The sequence below is a fragment of the Pantoea sp. SGAir0418 genome (genome assembly GCF_043529865.1).
Genome location: NZ_CP027911.1, coordinates 4005579 through 4022364, shown reverse-complemented (window position 1 = coordinate 4022364; position 16786 = coordinate 4005579). Strand labels below are relative to the sequence as shown.

The following is a 16786-nucleotide window of genomic DNA, read 5'->3' as shown; positions in this document are numbered from 1 at the left end:
TTGGGGACGCAAATCTATCCGTCGAACGATGAATTCGCGGTGAAAAAAGCCCATCCGGAGATGGGCTAAAGTTTCCACGGCAACAAAAAATCTTCAGCGCCAGGATTAGCACCGTCGCGGCGTTGGCGGCTACGGTGCATCTGCGCGAATCTTTTAAGGATTAAACGCTGTAGTACAGTTCGAACTCAACCGGGTGCGGCGTCATGCGTACGCGGTCGTTGTCAGCTTTACGCAGTTCGATGTAAGCATCGATAGCGTCGTCGGTGAACACGCCGCCACGAGTCAGGAACTCGCGGTCTTCGTTCAGTGCGTTCAGCGCTTCTTCCAGTGAACCGGCCACTTTTGGAATCTCAGCTTCTTCTTCCGGCGGCAGGTCGTACAGGTTTTTGTCCATCGCATCGCCAGGGTGGATCTTGTTGATCACGCCGTCGAGGCCGGCCATCAGCAGTGCGGTGAACGCCAGGTATGGGTTAGCCGCTGGATCCGGGAAGCGCGCTTCGATACGACGAGCTTTCGGGCTGGCCACCACCGGGATACGGATAGACGCAGAACGGTTACGTGCTGAGTAAGCCAGCATGACCGGTGCTTCGTAGCCTGGGACCAGACGCTTGTATGAGTTGGTGGTCGGGTTTGCCAGGGCGTTGATGGCTTTTGCGTGCTTGATGATACCGCCGATGTAGAACAGGGCAGTTTCAGACAGGCCGCCGTATTTGTCGCCAGAGAACAGGTTTACGCCGCCTTTAGACAGTGACATGTGGCAGTGCATACCGGAACCGTTGTCGCCAAACATTGGCTTCGGCATAAAGGTAGCCGTTTTGCCGTAGGCGTGCGCGACGTTGTGCACGACATATTTGTAGATCTGAATTTCGTCAGCTTTCTTGGTCATGGTGTTGAAGCGGGTAGCCACTTCGTTCTGACCAGCAGTAGCCACTTCGTGGTGATGCGCTTCTACCACCAGACCCATCTGCTCCATGGTCAGACACATGGCAGAACGGATGTCCTGTGATGAGTCAACCGGTGGCACCGGGAAGTAGCCGCCTTTCAGACCTGGACGGTGACCTTTGTTACCGCCTTCGTACTCTTTACCGGTGTTCCAGGCTGCTTCGATGTCGTCGATAGCCACGTGTGAGCCGGAAGTTGAAGAGCCGAAACGGATGTCGTCAAACAGGAAGAACTCTGGCTCAGGTCCGAACAGTACGGTGTCGGCGATGCCGGAAGAACGCAGGAACTCTTCTGCGCGCTTGGCAATGGAGCGCGGGTCGCGATCGTAGCCCTGCAGCGTGCCTGGCTCGAGAATGTCACAGCGGATGATGAGCGTCGGATCTTCGAAGAACGGATCCATTACGGCAGTTGTTGCATCCGGCATCAGCACCATGTCTGATTCGTTAATGCCTTTCCAGCCGCCGATGGAAGAGCCATCGAACATTTTGCCTTCTTCGAAGAAGTCAGCGTTAACCTGGTGAGCAGGGATAGTAACGTGCTGTTCTTTACCTTTGGTATCGGTAAAACGCAGGTCAACAAACTTAACTTCGTGCTCGTTCATCATCGAGAGAACGTGTTCAGCGGACATACTCAACTCTCCTGGAAATGGTCATTTTGTCGTCGTGGTGAGAGAACTTCTGTTGCCGGGAATGTGTCACGACTACTGACCACCCCTGACCAAGATCTCGGCAAGCTCTTCAACCGTTGTGCAACTGTCGTTTTCGCTTAAAAGATATAAAGCGAATTCTGTGCCAACTTTATTACAATGGTGAAAATGGCGCTGTGATGCGCCCTGCGGTGAGACGACGGCTGCACCAGTGTGGATGGAATGCACCAAAATAGTGCCGTCAGTTTAGGGGTAAGCACTTAAATGGTGCAAAGCGCCATCAAAGTGCAGCTTAATGCACCGTTATTGGTGCTAAAAACGCGCACTGCGAGAATCTTTCGGCGAAAACTGTGATCATGTTCAGTCTTTCGCTTAATCCGTGTACAATACCGCGTTATTTCTATAATGCCTGAGGCAAAGCTGTGATCGAAAATTTGCGTAACATCGCCATCATCGCGCACGTTGACCATGGTAAGACCACCCTGGTTGACAAACTGCTGCAACAGTCCGGTACTTTTGATGCCCGTACCGAAGCGACTGAGCGCGTGATGGACTCCAACGATTTGGAGAAAGAGCGTGGGATTACCATCCTCGCGAAAAACACCGCCATCAAATGGAACGACTACCGTATCAACATCGTTGATACCCCAGGACACGCCGACTTCGGTGGTGAAGTTGAGCGCGTCATGTCCATGGTGGATTCGGTGCTGCTGGTTGTAGACGCGATGGATGGCCCTATGCCGCAAACCCGCTTCGTAACCAAGAAAGCCTTTGCCCACGGTTTGAAGCCGATTGTAGTCATCAACAAAGTTGACCGTCCTGGCGCGCGTCCGGACTGGGTTGTTGACCAGGTATTTGACCTGTTCGTCAACCTCGACGCGACTGACGAGCAGCTCGATTTCCCGATCATTTATGCGTCTGCGCTGAATGGTATCGCCGGTCTGGATCACACCGACATGGCTGACGACATGACCCCGCTGTATCAGGCCATCGTCGACCACGTTTCTCCACCGCAGGTTGAAGTTGAAGCCCCACTGCAGATGCAGATCTCGCAGCTGGACTACAACAACTACCTCGGCGTAATCGGTATCGGCCGCATCAAGCGCGGTAAAGTGAAGCCAAACCAGCAGGTTACTGTGATCGACAGCGAAGGGAAAACCCGTAACGCGAAAGTCGGTAAAGTGCTGGGCCATCTGGGTCTGGAGCGTATTGAATCCGATTTGGCTGAAGCGGGCGACATCATCGCTATCACCGGTCTGGGCGAGCTGAACATCTCCGACACCATCTGCGACACGCAGAATGTGGAAGCGCTGCCAGCGCTGAGCGTGGATGAGCCAACCGTAACCATGTTCTTCAACGTCAACACCTCACCGTTCTGTGGTAAAGAAGGTAAGTTTGTGACGTCGCGTCAGATCCTTGAGCGTCTGAACAAAGAGCTGGTGCACAACGTAGCGCTGCGCGTAGAAGAAACTGAAGATGCTGATGCATTCCGCGTATCCGGTCGTGGTGAGCTGCACCTGTCAGTTCTGATCGAGAATATGCGTCGTGAAGGCTACGAGCTGGCGGTATCCCGTCCGAAAGTTATCTACCGTGAATTCGAAGGCCGCAAGCAGGAGCCATTCGAAAACGTTACCCTCGACATCGAAGAGACCCACCAGGGTTCAGTGATGCAGGCGATGGGTGAGCGTAAAGGCGACCTGAAAAACATGGATCCGGATGGTAAAGGCCGCGTACGTCTCGACTACGTGATCCCAAGCCGTGGTCTGATTGGCTTCCGTAACGAATTCATGACCATGACTTCCGGTACCGGTCTGCTGTACTCCACCTTCAGCCACTACGACGACGTGCGTCCGGGCGAAGTGGGTCAGCGTCAGAACGGCGTGCTGATCTCCAACGGTCAGGGTAAAGCGGTTGCCTTCGCCCTGTTCGGCCTGCAGGATCGCGGTAAGCTGTTCCTCGGTCACGGTGCGGAAGTGTATGAAGGCCAGATCATCGGTATTCACAGCCGTTCTAACGACCTGACCGTAAACTGCCTGACCGGTAAGAAACTGACCAACATGCGTGCGTCAGGTACTGACGAAGCTACCACCCTGGTACCACCGCAGAAAATGACGCTGGAGCAGGCTATCGAGTTCATCGATGACGACGAACTGGTAGAAGTGACGCCGCAGTCAGTACGTATTCGTAAACGCCACCTGACCGAGAACGATCGCAAACGCGCGTCTCGCGGCAGCAAAGAGTAAGCGAAATCGTCTGATAATGAGCCCCGCACCCGCGGGGCTTTTTTTTGCCTGCCGTCTGAGGCAGCGCGACCCGCACGAAATCAGACCCCGCTTGCGGAATGCGGATTTCCCCTAAGCGTACCTGTTCAGGCTTGCCTTTTACCGCTAGAGTGAATGATCCAGGGAACGTAGAGGAGAGGTGTCATGCTGTACATCTTTGATTTAGGCAATGTGATTGTTGATATCGATTTCAATCGGGTACTCGGCGTCTGGAGCGATCTGGGACGCGTGCCGCTTGCCACGCTGCAGAGCCGTTTTCGCATGGACGAGACCTTCGAGCAGCACGAGCGGGGCGAAATCAGCGACCCGGAGTTTGCCGCCCGGCTGTGTGAGCAGCTTGATATTGCCCTGAGCTATCCGCAGTTTACCGCTGGCTGGCAGGCGGTGTTTGTCGGCGTGCGTCCGGAAACGCTGGCGATCATGAACCAGCTGCGCGCCAGCGGCGAGCGCGTGGTGATTCTGTCTAACACCAACCAGCTGCATTTCGAGTTCTGGCCAACGCAGTATCCGGAAGTGCAGCAGGCTGCCGACCACATCTATATGTCGCAGGATATCGGCATGCGCAAACCAGAAGCGCGCATCTGGCACTACGTACTGGAGCATGAAGGCTTCACCGCCGATCAGGCGGTATTCTTTGATGACAACCAGGCCAATGTTGATGCGGCGCGCGCGCTGGGCATTGAGAGCGTGCTGGTCGAAGATGCGAAAACCGTGCCTGACTGGTTTGCGAGCCGTCGCTGAGTGACCATGCGAACTCATCTGCGCCACTCGGCGCATGCATTTTTCCTGTGGATCAAACTGCTGTGGCGCCGCATCGATGAAGACAACATGACCACGCAGGCCGGTAATCTGGCCTACGTGTCACTGCTGGCGCTGGTACCGCTGATTGCCGTGGTATTCGCGCTGTTTGCCGCCTTCCCGGTGTTCTCCGACATCAGCGTGCAGCTGAAGAACTTCATCTTCACTAACTTCATGCCGGCCGCCGGGGATGTGATTCAGCGCTATCTCGATCAGTTTGTCGCCAACGTCAACAAAATGACGGCGGTGGGGGCGGTCGGGCTGATTGTCACTGCGCTGCTGCTGATGCACTCGGTCGACAGCGCGCTCAATGCCATCTGGCGCAGCGACAAGCCGCGCCCGATGGTCTACTCCTTTGCGGTCTACTGGATGATTCTGACGCTGGGACCGCTGCTGGCCGGTGCCAGTCTGGCTATCAGCTCCTATCTGCTGTCGCTGCGCTGGGTGAACGTGACCGGCGTCACCAGCCTGATCGATCAGGCGCTGCGCATCTTCCCGCTGGTTTTGTCGATTCTCGCCTTCTGGCTGCTGTACAGCATTGTGCCGACGCGGCGCGTGCCGGGACGCGATGCGTTGATAGGTGCGGTGGTCGCGGGTCTGCTGTTCGAGCTGGGCAAAAAAGGCTTTGCGCTCTATGTTACGATGTTTCCTTCGTATCAGTTAATTTACGGCGTGCTGGCGGTGATCCCCATCCTGTTTCTGTGGGTTTACTGGACCTGGTGTATTGTGTTGTTAGGCGCGGAAGTGACCGTCACGCTGGATGACTATCGCCAGTTAAAACAGCAGGAACGCGATAAAGAACGAGAGGAAACATGATTGCTTTGATTCAGCGTGTGACGCGCGCCAGCGTCAGCGTGGATAACGCCACGGTGGGCGAAATTGGCGCCGGTCTGCTGGTGCTGCTGGGGGTGGAAAAGGGCGATGACGAGCAGAAATCACAGCGCCTGGCGGAGAAAGTGCTGGGCTACCGCATCTTTGGCGATGAGAACGACAAAATGAATCTCAGCGTACAGCAGACAGGCGGTAGCGTGCTGGTGGTTTCGCAATTCACCCTGGCGGCCGACACGCAAAAAGGCATGCGTCCCTCTTTCTCTGGCGGCGCGCATCCGGCGGAAGCCGAGCGCCTCTATCACGACTTCAGCGATCGCTGCCGTGCGCTGGGCGTCACCACTGCCAACGGGCGCTTTGCCGCCAACATGCAGGTTTCACTGATTAACGATGGTCCGGTGACCTTCTGGTTACAGGTGTGAGATTTTTAGCCGAGCGGCAAGGGATCAGCCACGCAAGCTCCGAACGAGAGAATCACTTTATGTATCATCTTCGCGTACCGCAAACGGCGGAAGAGCTGGATATGTATTACCAGTTCCGCTGGGAAATGTTACGAAAGCCGCTGCGCCAGCCGCAGGGCTCAGAACGTGATGCCTGGGATGCGCTGGCGCATCACCAGATGGTGGTGGATGAGCACGGCAAACCGGTAGCGGTCGGCCGGCTGTATATCAATGCGGAAAATGAGGCGGCGATCCGCTTTCTGGCGGTGCATCCGTCGGTGCAGGGCAAAGGGCTGGGTACGCTGGTGGCGATGACGCTGGAGTCGGTGGCGCGCCAGGAAGGGGCCAAACGCGTCACCTGTAGCGCGCGCGAGGATGCGGTGGAGTTCTTTGCCAAGCTCGGCTTTGTTAATCAGGGCGAAATTACCGCACCGCAAACCACGCCGGTGCGCCACTTCCTGATGATTAAACCGGTGGTGACGCTGGATGATATTCTGCATCGCGCCGACTGGTGCGGACAGCTGCAGCAGGCGTGGTACGAACACATCCCGCTAAGCGAAAAGATGGGCGTGCGCATTCTGCAGTATACCGGGCAGAAGTTTGTCACCACCATGCCGGAAGCCGGCAACCAGAACCCGCACCACACGCTGTTTGCCGGCAGCCTGTTTTCACTCGCCACGCTTACCGGCTGGGGATTGATCTGGCTGCTGCTGCGCGAACGCCATCTCGGCGGCACCATCATTCTGGCCGATGCGCATATACGCTATAGCAAACCCATCAGCGGACGGCCCGGCGCCATCGCCGATCTCGGCTCGCTGAGCGGCGATCTCGACCGGCTGGCGCGCGGACGAAAAGCACGCGTACAGATGGAGGTGGAGCTGTTTGGGGATGATGAACTGGGCGCGGTGTTTGAAGGTGTTTACATCGTGTTACCCGCCGATCCCGACGGACCGCTGGAAGAGGGCGGTTCAGGCGCGCGTATTAATTAACCACGCAGCGCGCAACAAAACCACAGGGTCACTCTGCATGGCGTAATGCTTGCCAGCTAAGATTCGAATGCATTCAACAACAGTTGCATTTTTGGTAGCGGCGCAATTTATTGCGCGATAAATCGCGCCGCTACAAGTATTGTGCGATTAGCGATGACCTGACGCGCCCGCATCGCGCTTTTCAGCGCGATCGGTCATGCAATCATCACTGCACCTGCCCGCCACGCATCGTCTGCTGCACCGACTGCGTATCCGTGGTCACCGACAAACTGCCTTCTGCGCTGGTACGCAACGGTGCGCCCGCGCTGAGCGATCCCTTCAGCTGCAGCTGCAAATTACTGCTGCCGCTCAGCGGCAGCGCAGGCCAGCCCCAGTTTTGCAGCACGTTTGCCGGCACCGCCTGGCCTTTCAGGTTCAGCGTAAACGGACGCTGTGCTTCCTGTCCTGCGGTTGCCGTGCCTTCCAGTAATCCGCTGCCGTTAAAGGCGCTCATCTCGCTGACCTCAATCTGCCGATCGCTGGCGTTCAGGCTAATCGACGGATGGCGCAAATCGGTGCGGTTAAAGGTGGCTTCCGCCGCGTTAAAGCTGGCTTTGCCCGCCCAGATGCCCCATTGATGCTGGCGCGCCAGCAGCAGATTCTCTGCATTACCGTCGAGCGCGGTCATCTGGAACGGGAAGGCCGGATTGATATCAATCACCAGGTTACGGTTAGCGGTCGCACGCTTCACCAGCACGCTATCCAGCCAGCCTGGCAGCGTCTGCTGCCAGCGATCGCGCCAGTTTTGCGGCAGCGTGTATTCCAGGCCGGCAATGGCTAAATCGTCAAGCGTCAGGCGCTTATCGCTGCGCGTCCAGCTGCCGCTGGCGCGAATCACGCCGTTGACCCAGCGTGAGCTGAACTGCGTCAGCTGAATGCCCTGCGGTGAGAATTCGGCGTTGACGATCGGATCGTTGAGTTCAAAGCTGCCGTTAATAAAGTTGCCGGCGTTCATGGCCAGCGAACCGTCGTCGCTCTGCCAGTCATCGCCGCGCAGCGTAATGTTCTTCAGGGTCAGATCGAGATCGGTCACCGCCCAGTCCGGGCCCTGCAGGCGCGCATCGGTCATATCCAGCCGGTTAATGCTCACCGAAGGCACGTCACGCAGCGGACTGAGGAACTCGCTCAGGCTCTGCTGGGTTTGCAGGCGAATATCGTTAAGACGCAGCTGGTTGATTTGCCAGTTACCCTGCGCGTCGCGCTCGGCACGTCCGGTCATTGAGCCGCGCGCCAGATCGGCGCCGATATTGCTCAGCACCAGCCGGCGTTTGGCGATATTGCCCTGCAGCAGCACGTTGTTACCGGCGACGCCGTCCAGCGTCATGGCACCTGCGCTCATCTGAAACTGCGCATCGCTGCCCAGCATATCGTCAGGCGTGGGCTTCCACGGCAAAATGCCGCCGTTGACCCGCTGCGCTGCCAGCGGCAGGGCGCTGTGCGGGCTTTCGATCTGTACGTTATTGAGCTGCAACCGGTTGGCCTGAATCGGCAGCGTGGTTTGTGGTGACTGGTTAGCGAGGTTGATGTCGCCGTCGCGCACTTCAATGCTGTCGAAATGCAGCGGATCGCTGAACTGCACCAGTGCCAAACCGAGATCGACGCGCTTCGCCACCAGTACCGCCGGCTGGCCGTCGTGGCCGAAGCTGAAGTCATCCAGGATGATGTGGGAAGGCGAGGAGAAGTTGTGCTCAATCTTACTCAGCGACAAATGCCAGGCGGTTTTATCGCTTACCCAACGGCTAAACCAGCCTGCGCCCCACTGGGTTTGCAGCAGCACATAGAGAACCACCAGCGCCAGCAGAATCAGCAGTAACAAGGTAAGGAAAAACTTGCCTAAAAATTTCATCGCATCCATCCATCCCGATATTTATCCGGTGAGTGGTTGTTATGCCTGAATTACCGTTACAGCTCAACAGCCTGGATGAAAAAGCGGATAAATAACAGGCAGGCCGTAGCCTGCCAGCAGCATTACTTTTCCTGCGGAAAGACGAGGTTAAGCACGATAGCGGTGATACCCCCGGCGGCGATGCCGGATGACAGCAGGGTTTTCAGCCAGTCCGGGGCAAATTGCAGAATCAGCGGCTGTTGCGATACGCCAAGGCCCACCGCCAGCGACAGCGCGATGATCATAATGGCACGGCGATTGAGCGGCTCGCGCGAAACAATGCGCACGCCGGAAGCGGCAATGGTACCAAACATCACGATGGTGGCACCGCCCAGTACCGGTTCCGGAATATGCTGCACAAAGCCGCTCACCGCCGGGAACAGGCCGAGTACGATCAGCATCAGCGCCACCACAAAGCCCACGTAGCGGCTGGCCACGCCGGTCAGCTGAATCACCCCGTTGTTCTGACCAAAGCAGGAGTTAGGGAAGGTGTTGAACAGCGCCGACACAAACGAGTTGAGACCATTGGCCAGTACGCCGCCTTTCAGACGCTTCATATACAGCGGACCGCTGACCGGCTGTTCGGAGACATCGGAGGTGGCGGTAATATCGCCGATGGTTTCCAGCGAGGTCACCATAAACACCAGCATCAGCGGGATCAGCAGATTCCAGTCAAAACCCAGGCCGTAATAGAGCGGCGACGGCACGGCCAGCAGCGCCTGGTTGGTGGGTGCAGAGGTAGCGGGCAGCATATCCAGCGCCCAGGCCAGCGCATAACCCACCGCCATGGCGATCACCAGCGACGCGACGCGCAGATAAGGGTTGCGCTGGCGATTGAGCAGGATGATAACCACCAGCACGGCACCGGCCAGCAGCAGATTTTTCGGCGCCCCAAAGCTGTGATCGTTCATGGCGGCGAAGCCACCGCCAATCGAGGTCAGGCCGACCTGAATCAGCGACAGACCGATAATCATCACCACAATGCCGGACACCAGCGGCGTGATGATGCGGCGCGCGAGGTGCAGCACGCGTGACAGCAACATCTCGGTACAGGAAGCCACCATCAGGGTACCAAACAGCGCTGCCATCATGGTCGGCACATCGGCGCCGCCGTTTTTCAGCGCCATACCGCCCATGATCAGCGGCGTGACAAAGTTAAAGCTGGTGCCCTGAATCGACAGCAGGCCAGAACCCACCGGTCCCCAGGTTTTGATTTGCAGAATGGACGCCACGCCCGAAGCAAACAGCGACATGCTGATGATGTGCTGCGTGTCCTGCGCCGGTAAGCCGAGCGCCTGGCAGATCAGCAGTGCCGGGGTAATCACCGCCACAAACATCGCCAGCAGATGCTGGCAGGCGGCAAACAGCGTTTGCGGCAGCGGCGGACGATCTTCAAGACGGTAAATCAGTTCACTTTTGCTCTCGCCTGGCGCAGTGGCAGGCTGGCGGGATTCAGCAGTATTGACGGACATGGTGGCTTCTCAATAACAACAAAGGGGCGATTTTAAACGGTTGCGTTGTGAAAGCAATCGTTTGCAATGCCCCTTTTAGTTGCGATTGATCTAGAGCGTAAACACCGTGCGGCAGCGGCTGTCATCCTGCTGCCACGCCTGCTCTACCTCACTCAGCGGACGCTGCTGAAAAGCGATGGAGAAGTCACTTTCAGCGGCGGCGTTCAGCATCTCACCAATACAGGCGATCAGTTCGCTGTCAGAGACGCTGCCCAGTCCGCTGCCCATCAGCGTCAGCCCGGATGAGCGCAGCAGTTTACTGTGCAGCGCGATCTCCTGCCCGCTGAGCGAGCCAATCTGCACGAAGCGCACCGTTTTCTCACCGCCGGCCACGGCCGCGTGCATGATGTCGAGCGCACTCTGGCCCCACAGATAATCCAGCACCACATCAATGCCCTGCTGCATCAGCGCTGGCAGCGCGACGGGCAGTTCATCCAGCGTCAGGATGATATCCGCGCCCTGCGTGCGCAACTGCTCCAGCACCGCGCGGTTACGGCCGGTGGCGATGATTTTCCCGGCACCGAGGTGACGCGCAATGCGCACCGCCAGCCCGCCGGAGGTGCCGGTTGCGCCGTTGATCAGCACGGTTTCACCCGCCTGAAACTGCGCGCGACGCGTCAGTGCGGCCCACGAGGACATGCCGGGATTGGCGATTGCCGCAGCCAGCAGAGGATCAAGCGTCGGCGGCAGCGCAACCACCGCCGCGGCCGGCACCCGGGTCTGCTGCGCCATACTGCCCCACGGCGCGCTAAAGGCGAGAAAATAGACCGGATCGCCGTTGCTCAGCGTGCCGGTGCCATCAATGCCGGCGATAAACGGATAGTGGCTACCGGCGCTGTAATGGGCGCCGGCAGCTCGCGCTTTCGCCAGCTGGCTAATGGCGGCGGCCTTCACCGTCACCACCACATGCTGTTCATCGGCCTGCGGTGCCGGGAAATCGGCCCATACCGGTTTCTCACCTGCGGCACTGACAATAGCTGCTTTCATGTTTCACCTTCAGTTCATCGGATAATATGTGTAATATGCACACATTAGGCTTGCTCTGGGATGACGTCAATGAAAAGCGTGCAAAATACACATAATAATGCCGGCTTCGATGATTTGCACAACGCGCTGCTGATGATCGTCGGCACCTTTAATCGTCCGCAACGTGATGAATTATTGATAAAAGAGTCCGGTATCCAGCTGGATCGCGCCCTGTTTCCGCTGCTGATCCAGATTGGCCGCTTTGGTCCCCTCGGCGTGGTCGAGCTGGCCGATCGCGCCGGGCGCGATTACACCACTGTCAGCCGCCAGGTGGCGAAGCTGGAAGAGCTGGGGCTGGCGCAGCGGCAGAAAAATGCCAGAGACAAGCGGATCAATGAGGCGGTGATCACGGCGGCGGGAAAAGCGATGACGGATAAAATCGACGCGGCGCGCACCCAGATCTATCAGCAGCTGTTCGCTGGCTGGCCAGCCGAAGAGCGCGCTGAGTTAACGCGCCTGTTACAGCGCTTCGTCGGGGATTTTATGGCGGTGGATCGACAGCCGCAGCTGGATTAAGCGTGGCTGTAGCGCTCGGTTTCCGGCAGCCAGCGCTCGATCAGCGCCTGAGCCTGTTCAGGATAATGCTGGTGAATATGGCGCGCCACGCGCTGAACTTCCGGAATCATGCTTTGATCGCGCAGTAAATCGGCGACCTTAAACTCGGCGTTGCCGGTCTGGCGCGTGCCGAGCAGTTCACCCGGACCGCGAATTTCCAGATCGTGCTGGGCGATGACAAAACCGTCGTTGCTGTCGCGCAGCACCTGCAGGCGTTTCTGCGCGGTTTTACTCAGCGGCGCTTTGTACAGCAGCACGCAGTGTGAGGCGACGGCACCGCGGCCAACGCGTCCGCGCAGCTGATGCAGCTGCGCCAGACCAAGCCGTTCCGGGTTTTCGATGATCATCAGGCTGGCGTTGGGCACATCCACGCCAACCTCAATCACCGTGGTGGCCACCAGCAGCTGGATTTCGTTGGCCTTGAACGCCGCCATCACCGCCTGCTTCTCCGCGGGCTTCATGCGCCCGTGTACCAGACCAACCTGCAGGTCCGGCAGCGCCACTTTCAGCTCCTGCCAGGTGGCTTCCGCCGCCTGCGCTTCCAGCACGTCGGATTCATCGATCAGCGTACACACCCAATAGGCCTGACGGCCTTCATGGCAGGCGCTTTGCACCCGGCTGATGATGTCGCTGCGGCGGGTATCGGGAATTGCCACCGTGGTCACCGGCGTACGGCCCGGCGGCAGTTCGTCAATGGTTGAGGTATCGAGATCGGCGTAGGCCGTCATCGCCAGGGTGCGCGGAATCGGGGTGGCGGTCATGATCAGCTGATGCGGATGGAAACCCTGCTCTTCGCCTTTTTCCCACAGCGCCAGCCGCTGATGCACGCCGAAACGGTGCTGCTCATCAATGATCACCAGCGCCATACCGTTGAATTTCACCTGTTCCTGGAACAGCGCGTGCGTGCCCACCACCATCGCCACCTGACCGCTGGCAATCGCCTCCTGCTGCGCTTCGCGCGCTTTCCCTTTCTGCTTTCCGGCCAGCCAGCCAACTTCCACGCCAAGCGGCGCAAACCACTGACGGAAATTACTGGCGTGCTGTTCTGCCAGCAGCTCGGTCGGGGCCATCAGCGCTACCTGCTTGCCGTGGGCGATCACGTTCAGCGCCGCCAGCGCAGCCACCAGCGTTTTACCGGAGCCGACATCACCCTGCACCAGACGCATCATCGGGAAGTCGTGCGCCAGATCGCGCTCAATCTCTGCGACCACGCGCCGCTGCGCCGCGGTGGGCGAGAATGGCAGTGCAGCCAGCAGTTTGTCCACCAGTTGGTGGCGTGCCGGCATGGGCAGGGCGTGATGGCGCTGCGCGCCGGCGCGTACCGCCAGCATGCTGAGATTGTGCGCCAGCAGCTCTTCGAGAATCAGACGCTTCTGCGCCGGATGACGGCCGGTTTCCAGCTCGCTCAAGCGCAGGTCCGGCGGCGGCCGGTGCAGGGTGCGCAGCGCCTCCGGCAGGCTGATCAAACCGCCGCTCAATTCCGGCGGCAGCAGCTCGGCAATCGGGCAGCTCTCCAGCAGCGTCAGCGCCTGATCGGTGAGATTGCGCAGCGTGGCCTGGCGAATACCTTCGGTGGTGGGATAGACCGGCGTCAGAGTTTCCTGCAGCTCAACGCCACCCAACTCGCCCTGGACGCGATACTCCGGATGAATGATTTCAGCGCCGCGCTGGCCGCGTTTGATCTCGCCATAAGCGGTAACGCGACGGCCCGGTGCCAGGCTGTTTTTCATGCCGGCGTTGAAGTTGAAGAAGCGCATCGTCAGCACGCCGCTGCCGTCGCTGATCTGGCATACCAGCATACGGCGGCGACCAAAGGTGATTTCGCTGTGCAGCACTTCACCTTCCACCGTCGCCCAGATGCCGGGCAGCAAATCGTTAATTTTGTACAGCTGGGTGCGGTCTTCGTAGCGCAGCGGCAGGTGCAGCAGCAGATCCTGAATGGTAAACAGGCCGAGTTTCGCCAGCTTACCCGCCTGGCTGGCGCCGACGCCGGTCAGGGTACTGAGCGGAATGGCATCCAGCAGACGGCCTTTCATTTTTTACCCGTCGCTTGCATGGTGGACCACCAGGCGGCATCGGCTTCGACTTCGCCCTGCGCGTTGATGTGCGGATAGGGCAGGCCTTTCTGCTTCGCTACGCGCGCCAGCACCGGATACCCGCCCTCAAACAGCAGGCGCTGCTGCTCATCCTCGTCCAGCAGGCTGTGCTGGCGGCGATACATGCCGGCGTTTTGCCGCTGACGCTGGGCTTCATACAGAATCAGCGCAGAGGCCACGGAGACATTCAGCGACTGCACCATACCGACCATCGGAATGATGATATCGCGGTCGGCCAGCGCCAGCGCTTCAGCGGTGATGCCGGTTTTCTCCTGGCCCATCAAAATACAGGTCGGTTTGGTGTAATCGATCTCGCGGAAATCGACCGCTTTGTCAGACAGATGGGTCGCCAGCACCTGCATGCCGCGATCTTTCAGATGGCGTACCGCATCAGCAATGTGGCGATGGGTTTTCACCTTCACCCAACTGTTACTGCCCGCCGACGCGGACACCATGGTGCGCATACGCACGCTGGGCCATACCGCATGAACTTCGTGGATGCCGACGGCGTCGGCGGTGCGGATCACCGCAGAGACATTGTGCGGCTTATGCACCTGCTCCATGCAGACGGTGAGATCGTGCTGGCGCATGGCCAGCATCTCCTGGATACGAGCAAAACGTTGAGCGTTCATGCACTAATTACGGTTACGGTGAACTTTAATCACGTCCGGCATCACGCGGATTTTACGCATGATATTGGCCAGATGGACGCGATCGTTCGCGGTGAGGCGGATGAAGGCGCTGTAAACGCGACCGTCACGCTCTTCGGTATTGAGGCTTTGAATATTCGAACCTGCGGTATTGATTGCCGCGGTCAGGTTGGCCAGCGCGCCCTGGTGGTTAAACATATCCACCTTAATCTCGGCGACAAACTCCTGATCGGTCATTTTATCCCATTCAACCGGCATGAATTTTTCCGGTTCTTTCTGGTAGCCGCGAATGTTACGGCAGGATTCGTGATGCACCACCAGCCCTTTACCGGGGCTGACGTGCGCGACAATCGGGTCGCCAGGAATCGGACGGCAGCACTTGGCGAAAGTGATCAGTACGCCATCAGCGCCCTTGATTGGCAGCTTTTTGCTGCGCTTACTGCTGCCAGATGACGGTTCGCTGCCGGATTGCAGCAGGTTCTTCGCCACCACCACGCTCATGGCATTGCCGAGGCCAATCTCCGCCAGCAGATCGTCGATGCTGGAGAGCTTCATACGCTCCAGCTCCTGCTGAATATTCTCCGCCGGAATCTCGGCCAGTTTTTTGCTGCCGCCGAGCGCGTGGCTCAACAGACGACGACCGAGGTTAACGGAATCTTCGCGCTTGAGGTTTTTCAGCAGCTGGCGAATTTTGGCACGCGCTTTTGAGCTCACCACAAAGTTGAGCCACGCGGCATTTGGCCGGGCGCCAGGTGCGGTAATGATTTCAATCGTCTGGCCGCTGGTCAGCGCTTGCGACAGCGGATACGGCTGGCGATCGACGCGCGCACCGACGCAGGCGTGACCGATATCGGTGTGCACCGCATAGGCGAAATCCACCGGCGTGGCGCCAGCGGGCAGTTCGACGATGCGGCCTTCCGGCGTAAACACGTAGATCTCATCCGGGAACAGATCGGATTTTACGCTCTCGATAAATTCAAACGAGCTGCCGGCGCTCTGCTGCAGCTCCAGCAGGCTTTGCAGCCAGCGCTGGGCGCGAATTTGCGCGGTGGTACCGCTTTCGCCAGCTTCTTTATAAGCCCAGTGGGCCGCTACCCCCATCTCCGCCATCTGATCCATATCTTCGGTACGGATTTGCACCTCAACCGGCACGCCGTGCGGGCCGATCATCGAGGTGTGCAGTGACTGATAGCCGTTGGCTTTGGGAATGGCGATGTAATCTTTCACGCGTCCGGGACGCGGTTTGTACAGGCTGTGCATCTGACCGAGCACGCGATAACAGGTATCGAGGTCCTTCACGATGACGCGAAAGGCATAAATATCCATGATCGAGTGAAATCGCTGCTCTTTCAGGTGCATTTTGCGGTAGATCGAATAGAGATGCTTTTCACGTCCGCTGACGCGGCAGGGAATGCCGGCTTCCTGCAGACGCCCGTCGATTTCCGACAGGATCTTCTGAATCATCTCTTTACGGTTGCCGCGCGCCGCTTTCACCACCTCTTTAATCACGCGGAAACGGTTTGGATAGAGCGCTTCAAAGCCGAGCTCTTCCAGTTCCGTTTTCAGGTGATGAATACCGAGGCGGTGCGCCAGAGGACTGTAAATCTCCAGCGTTTCCAGCGCGATGCGCCGTTTTTTATCCGGACGCAGCGCGCCCAGCGTGCGCATGTTGTGCGTGCGGTCAGCCAGTTTGATCAGGATGACGCGAATGTCCTGCACCATCGCCATGATCATTTTGCGGAAGTTTTCAGCCTGCGCTTCTTTCTTGTCGCGGAATTTCAGCTTATCGAGCTTGGAAACGCCTTCTACCAGCTCGGCCACGCTTTTTCCGAACAGCTGTTCCATGTCCTGATAGGTGGCGGGCGTATCCTCAATCACATCATGCAGCAGCGCCGCCATCAGCGTTTCGTGGTCGAGCTTCATCTCGGCCAGAATGCAGGCAACCGCAACGGGATGGGTGATATAGGGTTCGCCGCTGGAGCGTGTCTGGCCCTCGTGGGCATCACGTGCGACAAGGTAAGCTTGCTTGAGGCGCTTGATTTGCTCCTCAGGCAAGTATTTTTCAATCAGCTGATTGAGGCTTTCAAACAGATACAAGG

13 protein-coding genes are annotated in these 16786 nt (G+C 58.3%); 6 read left to right on the top strand and 7 right to left on the bottom strand.

The window, feature by feature from the left end:
• Window positions 1-160: 160 nt before the first annotated feature.
• Window positions 161-1570 (bottom strand): glutamate--ammonia ligase, encoded by a 1410-nt coding sequence (gene glnA, locus C1N84_RS18735; protein WP_031279641.1) that lies wholly within the window; start codon window positions 1568-1570, stop codon window positions 161-163.
• A gap of 440 nt (window positions 1571-2010) precedes the next feature.
• Between glnA and typA the strand changes: the two genes are divergently transcribed.
• From typA to fabY, 5 genes are all read left to right on the top strand, one after another.
• Complete coding sequence (gene typA / locus C1N84_RS18730; RefSeq protein ID WP_058771001.1) at window positions 2011-3831, top strand: ribosome-dependent GTPase TypA; 1821 nt, start codon at window positions 2011-2013, stop codon at window positions 3829-3831.
• A 183-nt stretch (window positions 3832-4014) separates the two neighbouring features.
• A complete protein-coding gene (gene yihX / locus C1N84_RS18725) occupies window positions 4015-4611 on the top strand; it encodes a glucose-1-phosphatase (RefSeq protein ID WP_088516698.1) in 597 nt (198 codons plus the stop codon).
• Between the two features lie 6 nt (window positions 4612-4617).
• Window positions 4618-5484 carry a virulence factor BrkB family protein gene (locus C1N84_RS18720; protein ID WP_021507114.1) on the top strand — a complete coding sequence of 289 codons (867 nt, stop codon included), beginning with the start codon at window positions 4618-4620 and terminating at the stop codon, window positions 5482-5484.
• On the top strand, window positions 5481-5918 hold the full coding sequence (dtd, locus tag C1N84_RS18715; RefSeq protein ID WP_021507113.1) for a D-aminoacyl-tRNA deacylase: 438 nt from the start codon (window positions 5481-5483) through the stop codon (window positions 5916-5918). Before C1N84_RS18720 ends, dtd begins: the two co-directional genes overlap by 4 nt.
• Before the next feature lie 59 nt (window positions 5919-5977).
• A complete protein-coding gene (gene fabY / locus C1N84_RS18710) occupies window positions 5978-6925 on the top strand; it encodes a fatty acid biosynthesis protein FabY (RefSeq protein WP_021507112.1) in 948 nt (315 codons plus the stop codon).
• Window positions 6926-7130: 205 nt separating this feature from the next.
• Here fabY and C1N84_RS18705 read toward each other — a convergent pair whose 3' ends face one another.
• The 3 genes from C1N84_RS18705 to C1N84_RS18695 form a co-directional block, all read right to left on the bottom strand.
• The gene (locus C1N84_RS18705; RefSeq protein WP_264441822.1) at window positions 7131-8810 is read right to left on the bottom strand and encodes an AsmA family protein; all 1680 of its coding nucleotides are present in this window, start codon (window positions 8808-8810) and stop codon (window positions 7131-7133) included.
• A gap of 122 nt (window positions 8811-8932) precedes the next feature.
• Complete coding sequence (locus C1N84_RS18700; protein WP_021507110.1) at window positions 8933-10321, bottom strand: nucleobase:cation symporter-2 family protein; 1389 nt, start codon at window positions 10319-10321, stop codon at window positions 8933-8935.
• Window positions 10322-10411: 90 nt separating this feature from the next.
• Entirely contained in the window at window positions 10412-11347 is a 936-nt protein-coding gene (locus tag C1N84_RS18695) for a quinone oxidoreductase family protein (protein WP_264441821.1), read from the bottom strand.
• Window positions 11348-11416: 69 nt separating this feature from the next.
• Between C1N84_RS18695 and C1N84_RS18690 the strand changes: the two genes are divergently transcribed.
• Window positions 11417-11902: a MarR family winged helix-turn-helix transcriptional regulator gene (locus C1N84_RS18690; protein WP_058780488.1), complete on the top strand. Its 486-nt coding sequence runs from the start codon at window positions 11417-11419 to the stop codon at window positions 11900-11902.
• Here the strand turns inward: C1N84_RS18690 and recG are convergent.
• The 3 genes from recG to spoT are packed head-to-tail and all read right to left on the bottom strand — an operon-like array spanning window position 11899 to window position 16784.
• Window positions 11899-13977, bottom strand: a complete 2079-nt coding sequence (recG, locus tag C1N84_RS18685) for an ATP-dependent DNA helicase RecG (protein WP_127833486.1) — start codon at window positions 13975-13977, stop codon at window positions 11899-11901. The two genes, C1N84_RS18690 and recG, sit on opposite strands and share 4 nt — an antisense overlap.
• Complete coding sequence (gene trmH, locus C1N84_RS18680; RefSeq protein ID WP_031279638.1) at window positions 13974-14669, bottom strand: tRNA (guanosine(18)-2'-O)-methyltransferase TrmH; 696 nt, start codon at window positions 14667-14669, stop codon at window positions 13974-13976. The genes recG and trmH overlap by 4 nt, the downstream gene beginning before the upstream one ends.
• A gap of 3 nt (window positions 14670-14672) precedes the next feature.
• Window positions 14673-16784, bottom strand: coding sequence for a bifunctional GTP diphosphokinase/guanosine-3',5'-bis pyrophosphate 3'-pyrophosphohydrolase (spoT, locus tag C1N84_RS18675; protein WP_150059591.1), 2112 nt, complete (start codon window positions 16782-16784; stop codon window positions 14673-14675).
• Window positions 16785-16786 lie beyond the last annotated feature (2 nt).

Excerpts from the sequence above, each read along its gene's own strand:
- dtd (WP_021507113.1), top strand. The coding sequence starts at position 5,481 with ATGATTGCTTTGATTCAGCGTGTGACGCGCGCCAGCGTCAGCGTGGAT.
- C1N84_RS18720 (WP_021507114.1), top strand. The coding sequence starts at position 4,618 with ATGCGAACTCATCTGCGCCACTCGGCGCATGCATTTTTCCTGTGGATC.
- recG (WP_127833486.1), bottom strand. The coding sequence starts at position 13,977 with ATGAAAGGCCGTCTGCTGGATGCCATTCCGCTCAGTACCCTGACCGGC.
- glnA (WP_031279641.1), bottom strand. The coding sequence starts at position 1,570 with ATGTCCGCTGAACACGTTCTCTCGATGATGAACGAGCACGAAGTTAAG.
- C1N84_RS18700 (WP_021507110.1), bottom strand. The coding sequence starts at position 10,321 with ATGTCCGTCAATACTGCTGAATCCCGCCAGCCTGCCACTGCGCCAGGC.
- C1N84_RS18695 (WP_264441821.1), bottom strand. The coding sequence starts at position 11,347 with ATGAAAGCAGCTATTGTCAGTGCCGCAGGTGAGAAACCGGTATGGGCC.
- trmH (WP_031279638.1), bottom strand. The coding sequence starts at position 14,669 with ATGAACGCTCAACGTTTTGCTCGTATCCAGGAGATGCTGGCCATGCGC.
- fabY (WP_021507112.1), top strand. The coding sequence starts at position 5,978 with ATGTATCATCTTCGCGTACCGCAAACGGCGGAAGAGCTGGATATGTAT.
- C1N84_RS18690 (WP_058780488.1), top strand. The coding sequence starts at position 11,417 with ATGAAAAGCGTGCAAAATACACATAATAATGCCGGCTTCGATGATTTG.
- C1N84_RS18705 (WP_264441822.1), bottom strand. The coding sequence starts at position 8,810 with ATGAAATTTTTAGGCAAGTTTTTCCTTACCTTGTTACTGCTGATTCTG.
- yihX (WP_088516698.1), top strand. The coding sequence starts at position 4,015 with ATGCTGTACATCTTTGATTTAGGCAATGTGATTGTTGATATCGATTTC.